Genomic DNA, 18579 nt, shown 5'->3' with positions numbered 1-18579 from the left:
TGCCGAGGGTGGATAAAAACATCACCGCGTTCAAGACACTCGCTTCATTGCACCCTATACTAGCGGCCATATGATCCGTAAAAACTCTCCCAAAGCTCGAAAAGCCAAACCTAAGGGCACCATTCGGCCGAAAAAAGCGCCGGGCAAATGGCCTATGGTCGTTAAGTTGTTTGTTCAGTTGAGTCTTGTGGCGGCCTGTCTCCTGTTTTTTTGGCTGATCTATTTGAACGCGATCGTGCGCGAAGGCTTTGAAGGTCGGCGCTTTAAAATACCGGCACGGGTCTATAGCGAAGCGCAAGAGCTCTATGTCGGAGCGTCGATCAGCCAAGACAGTCTTGTCGCATTACTGCAAAAACTGGGCTATCGAGCCGCAGATGAGGCTTTCCAGGCGGGTCGCTACAGTGTCAGAGGGGCCCGTGTATCGGTCTTTACGCGCGGTTTTAACTTCTGGGATGGCGTCGAACCGGCCGGTAAGATTGCTCTGCAATTCAATGCCAATGGTATAACCGGGCTTGCTGCCGAGAATGGCCAAACGCTGCCTTTGGTGCGTCTCGACCCTCTCTATATCGGCCAAATCTACCCCGGGATCACCGAAGACCGAGTACCCTATTCGCTCGATACTATCCCGGAGCGATTGGTCTTGGGCCTAGTCTTGGTTGAAGACGAGCGGTATTTTCAACACTGGGGTATTTCCTTTCGCGGCATCGCGCGGGCGCTATTTGCCAATATCTCCTCAGGGCAGGCCTCTCAAGGTGGGAGTACCTTAACCAATCAGTTGGTCAAAAATATGTATTTGACCTCCGACAAGACGCTGACTCGAAAGATAAAAGAAGCGTTGATGTCGGTTATTATGGAAATGCATTACAGCAAGAATGACATTCTCGAGACCTATATGAATGAGGTCTACATCGGCCAGCAGGGCGCTCGAGCTATTAATGGTTTTGGCCTGGGTGCCGAATTTTATTTTGGCACCACGCTCGAAGGCCTACAGATTCACCAGCAGGCGATGCTCATTGGCCTGATCAAAGGGCCCTCCTATTATAATCCGCGCCGTCACCCCAAGCGGGCCAAGTCACGGCGCGACACGGTACTTTCAGTTTGGCTCAGGCAGGGCTTGATTACCCAGGCCGAATATCGGCAAGCCTCCAGTGCCGCGTTGGATATAGCGAGTAAGCCCCGGCAGTCTAATTATCCGGCCTTTATGGATGCCTTGCGCCGGCAACTGGCTAACGATTACCGCAAAGAAGATTTACTCGGCGAAGGCTTGACCATCTTTACCACCTTAGATCCCTTGGCGCAGACCATCCTCGAGCAACAGGTTGCCGAAACCTTGCCGAAAACCGAACAACGTTTCAAGTTGGCAGCCAATATATTAGAAGCGGCGGCCGTGCTAACCCGGCCCTCGACCGGTGATATCTTGGCCATACTCGGGGGTCGTGAACCGCGTGCTGGTGGCTTTAACCGGGCATTGGATGCCAAACGGCCGATCGGCTCGCTGATGAAACCGGCGGTCTATTTGGCCGCATTAGAACAGGGTTACAGCCTGGCCGAGCCGCTGAATGATGCCGACGTTACCATCGCCGCGGGCGATGGTACTTTTTGGCAGCCGAAAAACTACGACCGGATTGCCCACGGCCAGCCGATGTTGGTTGACGCCTTGGCCAAATCCTATAATCAGGCAACTGCACGCTTGGGCATGCAAATTGGTCTGGTTGGCGTGTTTGATGTGATTGCCCGGCTCGGCGTATCCGATTCCATTCCGCTGGTACCCGCGGTAATGCTTGGCGCGCACGGTATGTCGCCCATGGAAGTGGCGCAAATGTACCAAACCATCAGCGGCAACGGCTTCTATTCGCCCTTAAATACCATTCGGGCGGTGTCCCATCCGCAGTTAGGGGTTATCCAACGCTATGATCTGAAAGTCAGTCAGCGGTTCAGTCCCGAAGCCATTTACCTATTACAGGCGGCGATGCATGAGGCCACCGTCATGGGGACCTCCGCCAGTATTCAATGGTTGTTGCCGAGTCACTGGTGGGCCGCCGGTAAAACGGGCACCACCGATGATAACCGGGATGCCTGGTTTAGTGGCTTTACCGGCGACCGCCAGCTGGTTGTTTGGGTCGGTCGAGACAACAATAAGACCACCCCGCTGACCGGATCAACCGGAGCCCTACCGATCTGGATTAAGGTTATGGCCGAGTTGCGACCGGAACAAGAGCGGCGCGGTGTGCCGCTCGGCATCACCCAGCTCGATGTCAACGAGGCGGGTATTGTGGTGCCCAGCGGCTGTGACAATGCCAGGTCCTTACCCTTTATCTTAGGGACCGAGCCGGTCGCCAGTATGAGCTGCAACGAACAGGATAATAGAGCGGTGCCCCGAAAATCCACCTGGTGGCAAAAACTGTTTAATTAAGGCCGCCCCGGCCGGAGACGATGCGAAGGCGCGTATCCAAGGGCACTGCAGCCATCATATAGAACCGCCCAGCGCTTTGTTTAGGGCAAAAAAAAGCCCTGCCAAGGCAGGGCGTTAGCTCGCGTAGACTCCGATTAGATCGAATAGTAAAGATCGAACTCGACCGGGTGAGTCGTCATATCCAGACGCACGACGTCTTCCATCTTCAGTTTAATATAAGCATCGATGGTGTCGTCATCAAATACGCCACCAGCTTTCAGATAGTCACGGTCGGTATCCAATGCCTTCAACGCCTGTTCCAGGCTGTTGCAGACGGTCGGGTAGGCGGCAGCTTCTTCCGGTGGCAGGTCATAGAGGTCCTTATCGGCAGGATCGCCCGGATGCATCTTATTGAGTACACCGTCTAGGCCGGCCATCAGAAAGGCGGTGAACATCAGGTATGGGTTCGCCGTTGGGTCGCCAAAGCGGACCTCGATGCGCTTGCCCTTGGGGCTGGTGACATACGGAATGCGAATCGACGCGGAACGGTTACGCGCCGAATAGGCGAGCATGACCGGTGCTTCGAAACCGGGTACCAGGCGCTTGTATGAGTTCGTCGAGGCGTTGGCGAAGGCATTGAGCGAACGGGCATGCTTGATGATGCCGCCGATGTAAAACAGTGCCGTCTCAGACAGGCCGGCATAGTCATCGCCGGCAAACTGATTGACGCCGTCTTTTGAATAGGACATATGGACATGCATGCCCGAACCATTGTCACCGACCAGTGGCTTGGGCATAAAGGTTGCCGTCTTGCCATAGGCATGGGCCACGTTATGGACGCAATACTTAAGAATTTGGACCTCATCGGCTTTTTTGGTCAGGGTGTTGGCACCAACGCCAATCTCACACTGACCGGCGGTGCCTACTTCGTGATGGTGCACCTCGATGACCAAGCCCATAGACTCCATGGCATCGCACATCTGCGCGCGAATTTCATGCAGGCTATCGACCGGTGGTACTGGGAAATAACCGCCCTTGATACCGGGCCGATGACCCATATTACCGTCTTTGAAGACCCGCTCAGAAGACCAGGCGGCTTCATCGGAATCGATTTTGTAAAACGAACCGGAAATATTAGAACCCCATTTGACGTCATCGAAGACGAAAAACTCAGGCTCTGGGCCGAACAAGGCGGTGTCGCCGAGACCGGTGGAGGCTAAATAGGCTTCACCGCGCAAGGCGATTGAACGTGGGTCCCGGTTATAGCCTTCGCCGGTGGAAGGTTCAACGATGTTGCAGCGAACAATGATGGTCGCGTCTTCGGTAAAGGGATCGAGCACCGAGGCAGAATCATCGGGCATCAAGATCATGTCGGATTCGTTGATGCCTTTCCAGCCGCCAATTGACGAGCCGTCGAACATCTTGCCCTCTTGAAAAAAGTCATCATTCACTTCTGAGGAAGGTATAGATACGTGTTGTTCCTTGCCTTTGGTGTCCGTAAAACGCAGGTCTATCCAGCGGGCTTCAGATTCTTTGATTAGCGAAAGCGTAAGCGACATTGGTCGTCTCCATCGTTTAAAAGGCGCTCAATGAGTTGAGCGATGTAAAAAGTGGTCTCACAAGAAAAGATCGCGCTTATTTTAATTGTAAGTATTAGCAGTACAGCTAACCAGGCAAAAGTTATGCCGGCGATCGAATATCACCTCGGCGGCTTTGCCTGGTGCTCGTTTAGAAGGAATAGACCAAGCTCGGCACTATAAGAGTGCGGCTGCATTGGCCAGGATCCGAAAGCGCGCCTTTTTGGTGCATTTTCCACTGCGACTCTAAACACCTAGATGATATACCGTCCGGCCGGGCCATGACAGAGAAGTGTGCAACGAAGTTGAGGCCCGGGTTTTTCCGCCAACCCCTCTAACAACACCAATTGCCCACATCGAATTCGCGTCCCCAAGGGTCGCTAAAGTTCAATGTACGGCACTATTGAAAAATATCACGGGAGTGGCAAGCCGTTCAACAGGCGGATTGAAACCATTCAGATCAATGGCGCTGGAGGCGGGTAGGGCGATGCTCTGGGCTAAGGCCGGAGAACCCTCGGTATTATAATGCAGTTACCGAGGCCAGTAACTGCACGGCGAACGCACTAGTTGGTCGTAGCGGTCTCGTTAGTGGCCTGCTTCTGCTGATAGAGGGCATCAAAGTTGACCGGTGCCAACATCAGGGCAGGGAAGCTGCCTTTGACAACGGCAGCGTCGACTGCTTCTCGAGCATAGGGGAAGAGAATGTTGGGGCAGTAGGCACCTAACATCTGATCACGGGTCTCATCGGGAAAACCGCCGATTGAAAAAATACCGGCCTGTTGCACTTCACATAAAAAGGCTGTTTCTTCTTCGATTTTTGCCGACACCGTCAGAGTAAGGACCACCTCATAGACATCGGTGTCGAGTTGACGAGTTTGGGTATTCAGATCCAGTTTGATCTGTGGCTTCCACTCCTTGCGAAAGATACCCGGTGCATTGGGGCTTTCAAAAGATACGTCTTTCAAATACAAACGTTGGACACCGAATTGGGGTTGCTGTTGTTCAGTCATGTTGACTCCGTAAATGTTATAGGATGCTTCAGTTCATTAGCCTGGGGAGAACATTTAGAGGGCTTGCGCAGGGACAACCCTACTAGCGGTCTAAACCCAGTAGGCTATCCAGTTGTGCCGAGCGGTCGAGGCTATAGAGTTCGTCGCAACCGCCAATATGGTCTTCGTTGATCCAGATTTGTGGCACGCTGGTGCGACCACTCTCTTGCATCATCTTGGTCCGCAGCGACGGATCACCATCGACAATCAGTTCTTGGTAACTCACACCCTTGCGATCTAACAAGCGCTTGGCTTGTACACAAAAGGGGCACCAGTTCGACGAATATATGCGTACAGTAGGTTTCATAACAGCTCGACCCGTAACAAATTAGTCTTTAACCAGTGGCAAATTACTGCCTTGCCACTCCAAAATTCCACCGCGCAGCTTGTGCAACTTATTGAATCCTGCCTTGGCTAGGATGGCGCCGCTCGCGCCAGCGGTGGTGCCCGTTTTACATATCAGGATGACCGGCGTGTCTTTAAAAGACTCCAGTTCATTGATGCGCTTGAGCACATCCTTTGCGGGTATATGTAAGGCGTTGGGCAAATGGCCGGCGCGAAACTCATCCTTACTGCGGATATCAATCACCTTGGCATTTTCATTATTAATCATCTGCGTCATCTGTGATGGCGACACCGCAGCGCCACCGCGCGCGCCTTCGGTCTTGATCAGAAGGAAAAATAAAATCAACCAGACTGAGCTGAGTTGCCAATGGTTTATGATGAATTCAAAAAATTGCTCTAACATGGCTCGATCTCTGATTGTCGACTAAAAAAGAGGCGGCAGTATACACCACCTTATCCAATGGTAACCAATTGGATGCAAAATGAGTCAATTCAAGTCTTACTCAAGTCACTTTTGGCTGGAGAATCCTCCGGATCGATAGGTAGATCAACTTTCGGTCGGGAAAAGCAGCGGTAAATCTAATTTCAGCTCGAACTTTGGCATTGGATCATTACACTGTATAATTTGTAATTTTCCTACATTTTAACGCGAGGCATTAAAGATGGCTAAGGGTAAAACGGCAATTCTGCTTATTCTAGATGGTTTTGGCTACAGCGAGACATCGACATCAAATGCCATTGAGCAGGCCAATATGCCGGTTTGGGATCGCTTGTGGTCTACATTTCCGCACACCCTGATCCAAACATCTGGCATGGCGGTGGGCTTGCCCGAGGGTCAGATGGGTAATTCCGAAGTTGGTCATATGAATCTGGGCGCCGGTCGTACCGTTTATCAGTCCCTGACTCGAGTGACCAAGGCCATCAGTGATGGTGATTTTTTTGTCAACGAGAAGCTTATTAAGGCTGTCGATGCTGCCGTTGAGGGCAACAAGGCGGTGCACCTGATGGGCCTTCTAAGTCCAGGCGGCGTGCACGCGCACGATGATCACTTTCATGCCATGGTCGATTTAGCGGTGCAACGCGGGGCCGATCAGGTCTATGTCCATGCCTTCTTAGATGGTCGCGATACGCCCCCGCGCAGTGCCTTGGCGTCAATAGAGCGCTTGGAAGCGAAGTTGGAAAAACTGGGCGTTGGTGGCATCGTGTCAATGATCGGTCGTTATTACGCGATGGATCGGGATAATCGTTGGGAACGGGTGCAAGCCGCCTACGACCTATTGGTTTCCGGTACGGCCGACATAGTCGCGGCCACACCTATGGACGCCTTGCATGCCGCCTACGATCAGGGTAAGGACGATGAGTTTTGCCCGTCGGCCTCGATTCGCGCCGATAATACCCAGGCCATTACCATCAACGACGGTGATGCCGTGGTCTTTATGAATTTCCGGCCCGATCGATCCCGTGAGTTGACCCGAGCGCTGATCGATCAAAACTTGCAGTCCGATCTAGATCGTAGCCGAATGCCCAAGCTCAGTGCCTTTGTATCTTTGACTGAATATGCCGCCGATATAGACTGCGATGTTGCTTACTTACCAGAAAACCTGACCAACACCCTGGGGGAAGTTATCCAGAAACAGGGTGGCAAGCAGCTGCGCATCGCCGAAACCGAAAAATATGCCCATGTAACTTTCTTCTTTAGCGGGGGGCAGGAGAGCGAGTTTGAGGGCGAAACGCGCACGTTGATTCCGTCGCCGAAGGTTGCTACCTATGATTTGCAGCCTGAAATGAGTGCCCCAGAGGTCACTGAGAAACTTGTTGCGGCCATTGCTTCAAAGCAATACGACCTGATCGTTTGTAACTACGCCAATGGCGATATGGTTGGCCATACCGGCAAGATGGCTGCCGCCATCAAGGCCGTTGAAGCACTGGATACGGCCTTAGCTGCCGTAAGCCAAGCCGCATTGGCGGCTGATGCGGATCTGTTGATTACCGCCGATCACGGCAATGTTGAGCTGATGGTCGACCCCGTCACCGGTGGCCCAGTGACCAGCCATACGATCTTTCCAGTGCCCCTGATCTATGTCTCCAATCAGGCCCAGGGCGTCCAATTGCAGGCTGGCGCGCTAGCCGATATAGCACCGACCCTGTTGACAATATTGAAGATTGCCGTGCCGGTTGAAATGACCGGGCGGAATCTGATTGTTTAGCCAACGGCTGACCGCTGTTTAACCCGCCTAAGGCGGGTTTTTTTTTGCTCTCCAGTTTGGTTTTAATACTGGCCTGGGCCAACCGCAAGCCGATTAGTTAGATCGCTCTGGGCCGGGCTCAGGACCGACGATGAAATCGAACCCGCGCGTGCTGGCGACAGGTCGCGACGCACCTGTTAAGATCGCCAAAACCTTTTTGTGGATGCCCAGTCATTGCTTCGTTCCTTTATTTTGCCTCTGTTGATCGCAGCCGCGTTGCTAGGTGGACACCTAAGAGCTGACGACTTGGCGCAAAACCAGGCCGCACTGCAAGCGGTCAGTAAAGCGTTAAAGGCACTGGAGACCACACTGGCCGGGCAGCAGCAGGACGTATCCAGTGCTCGGCAGGCGCTCCAAGAGGTTGAGCGAGAAATGGCCGACTTACAACAAAAAAGTCTTGTCTTGAATCAAACAGTGGCTACCCAAAAGGCAGCCATAGCCCGGCTCGGTGAACAAAAAAGTGAGTTGCAGGCGCAGTTGGCGACCCAAAAAGATCAGATATCGGCTGTTTTACGCCTTGCTTACAAGCAAAACAATCAGCCACTGATTAAACTGCTATTGTCGAAGCAGCGTCCCGAAGACGTTGCTCGGCATCTGTATTACTTTTCCGTGCTGACCGATAATCAACAGCAGCAGGTAGCAAAATGGGTCGAGGAGCAGAACCTGTTAGCGACGACCCTGCGCACCGAAGCTCAATTGCTGATAGAGATGGAAGAAAATAAAGAGCGCTTGGTTGAACAAAGCCGTAAACTCAAAAGTCAGCAAAACAAACGCACTCTGGCCATCGCTGCGATTAACAGCGAGGCCGAAAACACCATTGGCAACATTGCTCGCAAAGAAAAAGAACTTGCGAAAATGACCGAGCTAATCGATCAATTGCAATCCAAGCTGGCCAGTTTGGGTCTGGAATTTCCCGATTTGGAAGGGCGCACGAACCCTAAAGGTGAACTGCCATGGCCCGTGTCGGGTCGTTTAAAGAACGCTTATGGCCAATCGTTTGATGGCAGCGTGCTGACCTGGCAAGGGTGGTTAATTGCGGCCCCATTGGGCACCGATGTGCTCGCCGTTCAGCGTGGCCGAGTGGTCTTTGCTGATTTTTTCAAAGCCAATGGGCTGTTGATGATCGTCGATCATGGCGCTGGCATCTGGACACTCTATGGCCGGAATCAAGCTCTATTGCGCGATGTCGGCAGTTGGGTTGAAGCTGGCGATGTGATCGCAGCCGTCGGGCAGTCTGGGGGCTATAATGAAAGCGGTCTGTACTTTGAAGTCCGAAAAGACGGGGAGCCACAAAATCCGGCGAACTGGTTGCAGAAAAGGTAGGCCTTAACCTTGAATACACAAATTGAAAATACTGATGTTGAAGGAACTCTTATGAGACTTATTCGTAATCCGTTGTTGGCAGCATCGACGGCACTAGTTATTGGTTTTGCCGTGGGTATTGCGACGGTGGTTCAGGCCGATGATGAAAGCCAGTTGCCGATCGATGAAATTCGCCTGATGTCGCAAGTGTTGGAGCGTATAAAACAGTCCTATGTTGAAGAGGTGACCGACGAGCAGCTCTTAGAGTCCGCCATCGAAGGTATGTTAACCGCCTTAGATCCCCACTCAGACTATTTGACGCCGGATGACTTTAAAGATCTGCGTGAGAGCACCTCGGGTGAGTTTGGCGGTCTGGGTATTGAAATCACCCTCGACACCTCGGGCTTTATTAAGGTGGTGGCCCCAATAGACGATACCCCTGCATATCGCGCCGGAATGCAATCGGGCGATCTGATTACACAGATAGATGATGCCCCGGTAAAGGGTATGACCATTAACGATGCGGTTGGCCTAATGCGCGGCAAACCTGGTACCTCCTTGGTATTGAAGGTGGTTCGTTCAGGCGAAACGGGTCCGTTGGAGATCGAAATTACCCGCGCAGTGATTAAGGTGACCAGTGTCCGTCATCGCATGCTGGAACCGGGCTTTGGCTATATTCGCATCTCTCAGTTTCAGGAGCGGACCGGCCCGGACTTTGAAGATGCATTGAATCAATTACATGCCGAAGCTGATGATAAGTTGCAGGGCTTTGTACTGGATTTACGCAACAATCCGGGCGGCGTTTTGCAGGCATCGGTTGATGTGGTCGACAATCTGATCACCGATGGACTCATTGTCTACACCGAAGGCCGTATCGCGAATTCCGATAGCCGATTTGTGGCGCGCAAGAAAGATCCGAGTAAGGGTGTCACGATGGTGGTCTTGATCAATGGTGGCTCTGCTTCAGCCTCTGAGATTGTCGCCGGTGCGTTGCAAGATCACGGTCGAGGTTTAGTCATGGGCACTCAGTCTTTTGGCAAGGGCTCAGTGCAAACGATTTTACCGCTCGATAAGGATCATGCGTTGAAGCTGACCACCGCCCGTTACTACACGCCCAACGGCCGGTCCATTCAGGGTCAAGGCATAGTGCCGGACATTGAGGTTAAGCAGGGTAAGTTGACGCTCAATGACAGCGAGGGCTTTTTCAAGGAATCCGATTTGGCCGGTGCGCTGGTCAATCCTGATAGCGAAGCCGATGTCGACGGGGACGAAAAATCCACAGTCGAACCGAGTGAGGATTATCAGTTGTTTCAGGCTGTGACGGTACTCAAGGGCATAGCCATTCTGAATGCCAAATAGTTCGTTGCGTTTTCTACTGGTCCAGCTAATGTTGACGGTGCTGCTTTCGAGCAGCGCCGTTTTTGTGTCGGCCCAAGGGAAAATTGTTCTGGTTATTGACGATTTGGGTAATCAGCGCCGCGCGGGCCGGTCGGTCATAGATAGCCCATGGGTCACCACCGTGGCGATCATGCCGGGTCGGCCTTTTACCGAAGAGTTGGCCCAATATGCCTTTGCGCAGGGTAAAGAAATTATTATCCATATGCCGATGTCCAACGAGACCGACTTCCCCTTAGGACCTTTAGGTTTGAATCGCGTAGACGGCAAGGCTACCCTGACAGAGAATTTGCACACAGCCCTAGCGGGGGTGCCGCATGCGGTGGGTTTATCGAACCATATGGGCAGCCGCTTAACGCAAGATCGCGAGGCCATGGGTTGGGTGATGGCAATGCTCAAACAGGTGGGCTTTTATTTTTTCGACAGTCGGACGGTGTCGACCACCATCGCCTACCAGGTCGCGGCGCAGTACCAACTGCCTTGGTCCATGCGCAACATTTTTTTGGATCATTACCGAACCGAGGATTTCATCGCGCAGCAGTGGCACTTGGCGCTGACCAAGGCGCGTCAGGGCGAAACGGTTACGGTGATCGGTCACCCCTATCCTGAGACCCTGCGCTTTTTGAACAATCTGCAGCTCGACCCGAGTGACCTGGCGCTGCTATTACCCTTATCTGCGGTGCTCAACTACGCTGATAAAGTGGCACGCCCCCTGAGGAATTTCCCGCAAGGGCTTTAAGCTGTACCCAATTCATTTGATGTTCAGTATAGGGCGCTATAGTCTGGCGCAACTGAACAAACGATCGCATAAGGAAAACGCTATGAAACAGCTGCTGGTTATCTTCTTGATGAGTGCTCTAGTCTTGTCAGGCTGTGCAACCCTCAACAAGAATGAATGCCTTACCGCCAACTGGTATCAGATCGGCTATGAGGACGGTGCGCGCGGTTTTCCTGACACCCGTATCGGGTCGCATCGTGAAGCCTGCGCCAAACACGGCATTTCGCCTGATTTTCGTGCCTATCTGGATGGTCATGAAGAAGGGGTTATTCGTTTTTGCACCGCGCAAAATGGCTTCGCGCAAGGTAAGAACGGCTATCAATACGCCGGCATCTGTCCGCCGTCACTGGAAGGGCGCTTTCTCGATGGTTACGATGCCGGGCGGCAGATTTACGCGGTGACCTCGGCCATCCGCAGTGCCGAATCCGAACAGCGCCAGAATGAAGCGAAAATGAGTGCCCTAGAGCAAGAGATTATTAGCAAAAAACAGGTCATGTTTGCCGCCGAAACCTCGGTCGAGGATCGTTACCGGCTGGATGGCGAGTTAAGCAGCATGCAGCAAGATTTGGGCGGTTTGGAGCAGCGTAATAGGCAATTGTTGGTCGATCTTGCGCAGGCCCAAGCCCAATTGCGTGTGCTTGAAGAAAAGTATGCCTACTTCTAGGCGATATTCGGATAGTGGCTGGATCGACAGTCACTGTCATCTGAATGAATTGGCGACTGCGCCGGCTCAGCTTAAGGAGGCCAAGCAGGCGCAGATCGAATATTTTATTGTCCCAGGTACGGCACCGCAACAATGGTCAGATGTGATCGCATGGCAATCTGCCCACTGTGCGATCGCCTTGGGCACCCACCCTTGGTTTGTTGACCCGAATGAGGACCAGATCGGCCAGTTAATTGTTGCCCTTCAGCAGCATGAGGTGGTCGCCATCGGTGAAATTGGTCTCGATTTTTACTCCAATCAAAGCCAACCTCGACCCCATAGGGCGCTGCAGCAACGGCTGTTCGAAGCCCAACTGATGATCGCCAAAGCGCATCGTTTACCGGTGATCGTGCACAGCGTCAAAGCCCATCAGCAAGTGATCGATACCCTGCGCCGTCTGGCCATCGAGGATGGCGTCGTGCACGCCTTTATCGGCAGTGCGGAGCTGGCGCAGCAGTATATCGAGCTAGGCTTTCATCTGGGCATTGGGCCGTTGATCCTAAAATCACCCAAAACCCGGGCCGCTCTGGCGCAGGTCCCGCTGAGTCAAATGCTGTTAGAAACCGATGCCCCTTTTGGCAACAGCCATTCGGCCGCTAATCCGTTGCTGCAAATCTTGTCGGTAGCCCAATGTGTAGCCGAGATTAAACAGATCAGCTTAGCGCAACTGCAGCACGCGACCCGAGGCAACACTCAGCGTCTGTTTCGTCTGCCGGCCGACCATTAGTCACACCGGGGCACTGACCGCTTGATCCATTCTGTGGGGATCCTAGAGCTCCTCAGGAGCGGGGAGGGCGTCGCCGCAGACACGACAATATTCAGCATCAATCTCATGACCGGTGATACCGCAACCGATGCACCCGCGCGCGTCCCGTTGGGTGCGCATCGCCTGAGTCAGTTCGGCCGTGTAGATGCCGGTCGGTACGGCGATAATGGCATAACCGGTAATCATCGTTGCCGAGGCAATTAATTGGCCTAATGCAGTCGCCGGCGCAACATCGCCATAGCCCACCGTGGTTAGGGTGACGATTGCCCAATAGATACTTTTGGGGATCGAGGTGAAGCCATTTTCTGGGCCTTCCACCAGGTACATAATAGCGCCAAAGACCACCACCAACGTGCTGACAAAGTAGAGGAAAACCAGAATCTTGCGTTTACTTGAACGCATGGCCCAGACCAGTTGTTCGGCCTCATGCATGTAACTGAACAGTTTAAGGACACGGAAGACCCGTAAAATTCGCAGGATGCGAATAACCAAAAAGGTATTGGCGCCGGGAATCAGAATGGTTAAATAGGTTGGGATAATGGATAACAGATCGACGATACCATAAAAGCTGAAGGCGTATTTTAGCGGATGTCGCACACAGGATAAGCGCAGTAGATATTCGACGGTAAAGGCTAGGGTAAAGGTCCATTCGATAAAGTTGAGCAAGCCTTGATAGCTGATCCGAACCGCCGTGACGCTTTCCAGCATAACCGCCAGCACACTGAGTCCGATGGCCATGATCAGGGCCACATCGAACAGCTTTCCGGCGCGGGATTCGGCGCCAAAGATAATGTCATTTAATTTCAGCTGCCAGGGAGCCAGTGGGCTGTCGGCAGACTCGGACTGAATAATATGAAACCGATTGAAGTTGCCACGGGCCATCAGAAGGCCTCCCCAACAGTGATCGCAAAGTTAAGCTCTTGGGCATCCACTAAGCCGATATCGAGCCGAACGTTGAAACGATCGGGGGTCGTTGCAAAACGGAGTCCTAGACCGACGCTGGAGTGAAATTCACGTACCTGGAGTTCGGCCAAGCTGGGCGCAACCTGAATGCTATCGAAAAAGGCCACACCGGCCCATTTAGGCCCCAATGTCTTGCGCCATTCCAACTGGCCGCCCAGGGCTGTGAAATCGATCCAACGATTGCCATTGGCGCCTCGTAAGGTGCGGTCCCCGGTCGGCTTGGGTAGATGGGTGAAGGGTGTCTTGGCGCTGGCCAACTGGCCATGAGCTCGAACGGCTAAGACGTCGGCACCCAGGGTGATAAAGTGCGCGGCACTGACCTGGGCCAGATAAAAACCGACGTCACTGCCCAATGCTTCACTGTACAGATCCAAGCGGCTCGACCAAAGCTGACCACTGGTGGACCAGTCGGTATTATCGCGGCTGTCGATCCGGCCAGAGATTCCCAAGCCGGTATAGAGACCGCCGCTCTGACCGGCAACCGAGGCATCCAATAGGTCGGCCTGCGACGGGTCGATAAGGGCATCGATGCGGTGAAATTCGGCCAATAGGCTGGCACCCAGGTAGAATGTGTCGGTCACCTTTCGGGTCGCCGAGACAGAACTTTCCAGCGCGCTGTCGGCATAGCTATCGCCCGCATCGGGCGTTTGGTTGGCCTGGCCGTAATAGTCGCTGGGCCAATATTTACCGCCCAGCTTGCCGCTGATGTTCCAAGCGCCGTCGGAGACATATACGCTCGGCCAAATATAGGCCTGGTATTGTCCTTCGGTGGTGCCCTGGAGCAAAGCCTCTAATCGATTCTGGGGTACCGTAGGTGTTTGCTGGGCAAAAATACGCATCACATAGGCACCATACTGGAAACCGGTTTCCGGCGAGGAGCCGACAGCGGGTAAGGGTACCCAGGTGGCCGGTTTTAAAGGCGCGGCAACGGATTCGACAGCCACTAGTAACACTAATCCAAGGGTCAGCCGGTTGATGTTCATAGGCGCAGTCTGTTCCATATTTAATTGTCAGCCGATCACGCTACCCCAGCACCTATTGCCGGTCAATGGTCGATTGTGGGCGGTCGGGGCGTTAAGATTGGCGTCCACTCAAGGCATCGGCCATCAGCTAGCGGGTGGTTCGCCCCATTACCGCCTGAGTCGTCCAAGCTGACGGTGGCTATTGGCGCAGGGATGCGGCAACCTACAAGTATAGGCTTGGGACGACGATATAGGGTTTATATGATCGATTTGAATAACTCCAACCTGGGCGGTGGCCTGGTTAAAGGCTTAGGCGGGCTTGATCAATTGGGTGGGGCGGGTCGCTTGCTGCAGAGCGATAGGGCGTATTCGAGCTGTTTCGGCGATAACAGGGGTTTTCAATGGATCCGTAACGACCGTTCGTGGTGGTTTAGTTGAGGCTCATGGCAAGACGCCAACAGGCCCAGAGAATGGATAGGGTGTCATGGCCGTTAGTCTAAAAAAACCGGTATTTTATGAGTTGGAAATTAAAAAAAGTCGCTTTCTCGCTTGGGTTGAACCGGTGGCTGACGCCGAAGCCGCCAAAGCCCGGCTGGCGGCTTGCCGAAGCGCGCACCCGGGCGCGCGGCATATCTGCTTTGTGTTTTCCGTGCCCGGTACCAGCGGCATGAGCGATGACGGGGAGCCGTCGGGCACGGCGGCCAAACCCATGGTGAATGTGCTCAATCATAAGGGCCTGGTGAGTGTGATGGCCATCGTGGTGCGCTACTTTGGTGGCATCAAGCTGGGCGCGGGTGGGTTGTCGCGCGCCTACGGCGGTGCCGTCGCCAAAGCCTTAGAACAGGCAGAATACCAAGCGGTAGAACGTCAGTGGTCGATTCTAATCCGCTGCCCCTTTGCCCTAGAGAGTCAGATTCGACGGGTTTGCGAGACCTACCAGGTGGCGCTGCTGGAGGTCCAGTATGGCCAAGCGGTCAGTGCCAGCCTGCAGGTAGCAGACTCGATCAAAACCGATCTGGTGTCAGCCCTTCAGGCCACGGCGCCCGGCAATTCAGAGTTCATCGTGCAGGTGGCGGGCTAAGGGCGCTGGGTGAGGCCATTCGGCCCGCAGCGGTCACTCATCCGTGCCACAGTTCATTTCCCTGCGTGCGAAAGCCAACTCCTTGATGTGAATCATCTAACAGCCTGGTCTAGTATTAGATAATGCTAATCTGACTTTTTGGAGTATCACAACGATGAAACTGGTAATAGTAGGCGGGGTGGCCGGTGGTGCTTCTGCCGCGGCTCGAGCGCGGCGAATTAGCGAGACGGCTGAAATTATAGTGTTTGAACGCGACAGTTTTATCTCCTTTGCCAACTGTGGCCTGCCCTACCATATTGGCGGTGAGATCCAAGATCGCAGTGCCCTCTTGGTGCAGACGCCTGAATCGATGAAGGCACGCTTTAAGCTCGACATTCGCATCAACTGTGACGTGATCGGTATCGACTCGGCGGCCCAAACCGTGCGGGTCCGGGAACTGGATGGCGGGCGAGAATACAATGAGCGCTATGACGAACTGGTCCTATCCCCCGGTGCAAGACCGATTGTGCCAGCCATTTCAGGGGTCGATTTGAGTGCCGTTTTTACGCTGCGCAATATTCCCGATATGGATCGTATTATCCGTAAGATCAATATTGACGCGCCCCGTTCGGCTGTGGTCGTCGGGGGCGGTTATATTGGCATCGAGATGGCCGAAGCCTTGATTCATCGGGGTATTGAAACCACCCTGGTGGAGATGTCGAATCAACTAATGCCGCCAATCGATCCGGAAATGGCGGTGCCTCTGCATCAGGAGATGCGTCGCCATGGGGTGCGCCTGCAGCTCAACGACGCCCTGCAGGAGATCGCCGAAGTCGACGGCCGCCTGCAACTGACCCTTAAGGCGGGTAAACCATTGGTAACCGACCTGGTGATTATGGCGATCGGCGTACGGCCGGAAAATCAGTTGGCCGAGTTGGCCAATCTGGCCATCGGTGCGCGTGGCGGTATCCAAGTCGATCGGCATATGCACACCAGCGTTGAGCATATCTGGGCGGTCGGGGACGCCATTGAGGTCAAAGACTATGTTACCGGCCTGGCGGCACAAATACCGTTGGCGGGCCCGGCCAATCGACAGGGCCGTATTGTGGCCGATAATATATTTGGCCACCCGGCTGAATATAAGAACACCCTTGGCACTGGTATCTGTAAGGTCTTTGATCTGGCAGCAGCGTCAACCGGTGCCAGTGAAAAGTTGCTCCGCGGGCAAGGCATCCCGTTCGAGAAAATCTATGTCCACGCCAGCGATCATGCCGGTTATTACCCCGGTGCCACCCAGGTCAATCTGAAGCTGTTGTTCGATCCAAGCGATGGTCGCCTGTTGGGAGCCCAAGCCATCGGTCCAAAGGGCGTCGATAAGCGCATCGATGTATTGGCCACGGCGCTGCGCGCTCAGATGACGGTGTTTGACCTAGAAGAACTTGAACTCTGTTATGCCCCGCCCTTTGGTTCTGCCAAAGACATTATCAATCAGGCCGGCTTTGTCGCCAGTAATGTGCTGCGCGGTGAACATCAGATTTGTCAGGCCGAACAGATCAGTGCCCGGGTCGATGATGCACTGCTTATCGACGTGCGCAGTCCCGCTGAAATCGGCGTTCTCGGAACCATTGATGAGGCCCTGAACATTCCAGTCAATCTGCTCCGAGCCAACCTCGACCGGCTGCCCAAGGATCGTCCGCTGGTGGTCTTTTGCGCCGTTGGCTTGCGCGGTTATGTCGCCTACCGCTTACTGAACAACCTGGGCTACCAGGTACGTAATTTAACTGGGGGGTTCACCACCTACCAGATGGTGAAGCGGATCGGCATCTAGCGCGATACCTACTATAGAGGTGATCGGCATGCTCGGACAAAAGGATTAATCGGCCACAACGGCTGACTGTAATTGAACCAAGGCCCAGTCGATGTGCTCGTCTACCAGGGCCGATACCCGCCCTTTGGCGCGCTCTAAGGTGGCGATCAACTCTGGCGACGCCGGGGCATTACCCAGTGCCACGGCGATATTGCGCTGCCATTGGGCATAGCCGATACGGCGAATTGGACTGCCCTCGGTGTTGTGCAGAAATTCCACCTCGGTCCAACTAAAAGCCTCCATCAGAGAGATTTTCTCCAGCGAATGGCGCGGCGTAAAGTCGGCCTCCTGCGTGGTATCGGCCTTGTTGTTATGGGGGCAAACCAGCTGGCAGTCATCGCAACCATAGATGCGGTTGCCCATCTTTGCGCGTAAATCGACCGGGATGGAGCCGTCGTATTCGATGGTTAAGTAGCTGATGCACTTGCGCGCGTCCAATACCCCCGGCGCAACAAAGGCATCGGTTGGGCAATCGACCAAGCACTGATTGCAGCTGCCGCAATGACCCTGTTCCAAGGGCGGATCAAAGGGCAGGTCTAAGTCGGTAAAGAGCTCGCCAAGGAAAAACCAACTGCCGACGCCTGGCGCCAGCAATAGGGTGTTTTTCCCAGTCCAGCCCAGTCCAGCCTGTTCGGCCAGCTGGCGTTCCATTACCGGGGCGCTGTCGACAAAGGGGCGATAGCCATGACTGCCGGCTAATTCGGTGATCTGTTGGGCCAATTGCACTAGGCGCTTGCGCAGGACCTTATGATAGTCTCGGCCCAGCGCATAGCGCGCGACATAAGCCAGCTCCGGTGAGTCGAGCACGGCCATGCTGTGGTGATTGGCCGGCAAATAGTCCATGCGCACTGCAATGACCGTCTTGGTGCCCGGTTGCAGTAGATCGCCGCGTAAACGTTTGTCGGAATTGCGCGTTAACCAGTCCATCTCGCCATGATAGCCGGCGTCCAGCCATTGCTGCAGATGTTCGCCATGCGCGCGGGTGTCGGGCGCGCAGAAGCGCATCGCTTGAAAGCCAAGCGGGGCTCCTAGGGCTCGAATTTTCTCCGCCAGGCTGAGTTCAGTTGTTGTTGCAATAAGGTCCACAGGTACCGCCATCGGTAAATTCATCATCGTTCAGTCACATCCATCGGGACTAATGATACACTCTGACGGGTTCGTCTTGGATTAAGAA

Annotated in this window: 16 protein-coding genes; 9 read left to right on the top strand and 7 right to left on the bottom strand. The window is 53.9% G+C overall.

The features are described 5' to 3' along the window. Positions 1 to 154 precede the first annotated feature (154 nt). On the top strand, positions 155 to 2413 hold the full coding sequence (gene mrcB / locus AC4FIC_RS06045) for a penicillin-binding protein 1B (protein ID WP_273285850.1): 2259 nt from the start codon (positions 155 to 157) through the stop codon (positions 2411 to 2413). 134 nt (positions 2414 to 2547) lie between these two features. Here the strand turns inward: mrcB and glnA are convergent, their stop codons facing one another. The 4 genes from glnA to AC4FIC_RS06025 all read right to left on the bottom strand — a co-directional run bounded on the left by glnA (position 2548) and on the right by AC4FIC_RS06025 (position 5766). Continuing rightward, entirely contained in the window at positions 2548 to 3951 is a 1404-nt protein-coding gene (gene glnA / locus AC4FIC_RS06040) for a glutamate--ammonia ligase (protein ID WP_100256424.1), read from the bottom strand. A gap of 581 nt (positions 3952 to 4532) precedes the next feature. Then, a complete protein-coding gene (gene secB, locus AC4FIC_RS06035) occupies positions 4533 to 4979 on the bottom strand; it encodes a protein-export chaperone SecB (RefSeq protein WP_100256425.1) in 447 nt (148 codons plus the stop codon). 82 nt (positions 4980 to 5061) lie between these two features. Further along, entirely contained in the window at positions 5062 to 5325 is a 264-nt protein-coding gene (gene grxC, locus AC4FIC_RS06030) for a glutaredoxin 3 (protein ID WP_100256426.1), read from the bottom strand. 21 nt (positions 5326 to 5346) lie between these two features. After that, entirely contained in the window at positions 5347 to 5766 is a 420-nt protein-coding gene (locus tag AC4FIC_RS06025; protein ID WP_100256427.1) for a rhodanese-like domain-containing protein, read from the bottom strand. Positions 5767 to 6025: 259 nt separating this feature from the next. Here AC4FIC_RS06025 and gpmI point away from each other — a divergent pair, with 259 nt between their 5' ends. The 6 genes from gpmI (at position 6026) to AC4FIC_RS05995 (ending at position 12514) form a co-directional block, all read left to right on the top strand. Continuing rightward, on the top strand, positions 6026 to 7570 hold the full coding sequence (gene gpmI / locus AC4FIC_RS06020; RefSeq protein ID WP_100256428.1) for a 2,3-bisphosphoglycerate-independent phosphoglycerate mutase: 1545 nt from the start codon (positions 6026 to 6028) through the stop codon (positions 7568 to 7570). 213 nt (positions 7571 to 7783) lie between these two features. Further along, positions 7784 to 8932 (top strand): murein hydrolase activator EnvC family protein, encoded by a 1149-nt coding sequence (locus tag AC4FIC_RS06015; RefSeq protein WP_145980232.1) that lies wholly within the window; start codon positions 7784 to 7786, stop codon positions 8930 to 8932. Between the two features lie 51 nt (positions 8933 to 8983). Next, positions 8984 to 10270 carry a S41 family peptidase gene (locus tag AC4FIC_RS06010; RefSeq protein WP_273285847.1) on the top strand — a complete coding sequence of 429 codons (1287 nt, stop codon included), beginning with the start codon at positions 8984 to 8986 and terminating at the stop codon, positions 10268 to 10270. Next, entirely contained in the window at positions 10260 to 11045 is a 786-nt protein-coding gene (locus tag AC4FIC_RS06005) for a divergent polysaccharide deacetylase family protein (protein ID WP_273285846.1), read from the top strand. Before AC4FIC_RS06010 ends, AC4FIC_RS06005 begins: the two co-directional genes overlap by 11 nt. An 82-nt stretch (positions 11046 to 11127) precedes the next feature. Further along, a complete protein-coding gene (locus tag AC4FIC_RS06000) occupies positions 11128 to 11748 on the top strand; it encodes a DUF2799 domain-containing protein (RefSeq protein WP_158524288.1) in 621 nt (206 codons plus the stop codon). Continuing rightward, complete coding sequence (locus tag AC4FIC_RS05995; protein ID WP_100256433.1) at positions 11735 to 12514, top strand: TatD family hydrolase; 780 nt, start codon at positions 11735 to 11737, stop codon at positions 12512 to 12514. The genes AC4FIC_RS06000 and AC4FIC_RS05995 overlap by 14 nt, the downstream gene beginning before the upstream one ends. 42 nt (positions 12515 to 12556) lie before the next feature. On the opposite strand, the gene AC4FIC_RS05990 is transcribed toward AC4FIC_RS05995, so the two are convergent. Together AC4FIC_RS05990 and AC4FIC_RS05985 are read right to left on the bottom strand one after the other, a co-directional pair. After that, positions 12557 to 13435: an ion transporter gene (locus AC4FIC_RS05990; RefSeq protein ID WP_100256434.1), complete on the bottom strand. Its 879-nt coding sequence runs from the start codon at positions 13433 to 13435 to the stop codon at positions 12557 to 12559. Next, a complete protein-coding gene (locus tag AC4FIC_RS05985; RefSeq protein WP_273285845.1) occupies positions 13435 to 14460 on the bottom strand; it encodes a BamA/TamA family outer membrane protein in 1026 nt (341 codons plus the stop codon). Before AC4FIC_RS05985 ends, AC4FIC_RS05990 begins: the two co-directional genes overlap by 1 nt. A gap of 502 nt (positions 14461 to 14962) precedes the next feature. On the opposite strand from AC4FIC_RS05985, the gene AC4FIC_RS05980 reads away from it, so the two are divergent. Together AC4FIC_RS05980 and AC4FIC_RS05975 are read left to right on the top strand one after the other, a co-directional pair. Continuing rightward, complete coding sequence (locus AC4FIC_RS05980) at positions 14963 to 15559, top strand: IMPACT family protein (protein ID WP_100256436.1); 597 nt, start codon at positions 14963 to 14965, stop codon at positions 15557 to 15559. Between the two features lie 154 nt (positions 15560 to 15713). After that, entirely contained in the window at positions 15714 to 17366 is a 1653-nt protein-coding gene (locus AC4FIC_RS05975; RefSeq protein WP_273285843.1) for an FAD-dependent oxidoreductase, read from the top strand. A gap of 45 nt (positions 17367 to 17411) precedes the next feature. Here AC4FIC_RS05975 and queG read toward each other — a convergent pair whose 3' ends face one another. After that, on the bottom strand, positions 17412 to 18503 hold the full coding sequence (gene queG, locus AC4FIC_RS05970) for a tRNA epoxyqueuosine(34) reductase QueG (RefSeq protein WP_100258695.1): 1092 nt from the start codon (positions 18501 to 18503) through the stop codon (positions 17412 to 17414). Positions 18504 to 18579: the final 76 nt, after the last annotated feature.

It is taken from the genome of Reinekea sp. (assembly GCF_982785585.1).
Note: the sequence above shows the minus strand (reverse complement) of the source record. Positions and strands in the feature narration are given on the sequence as shown.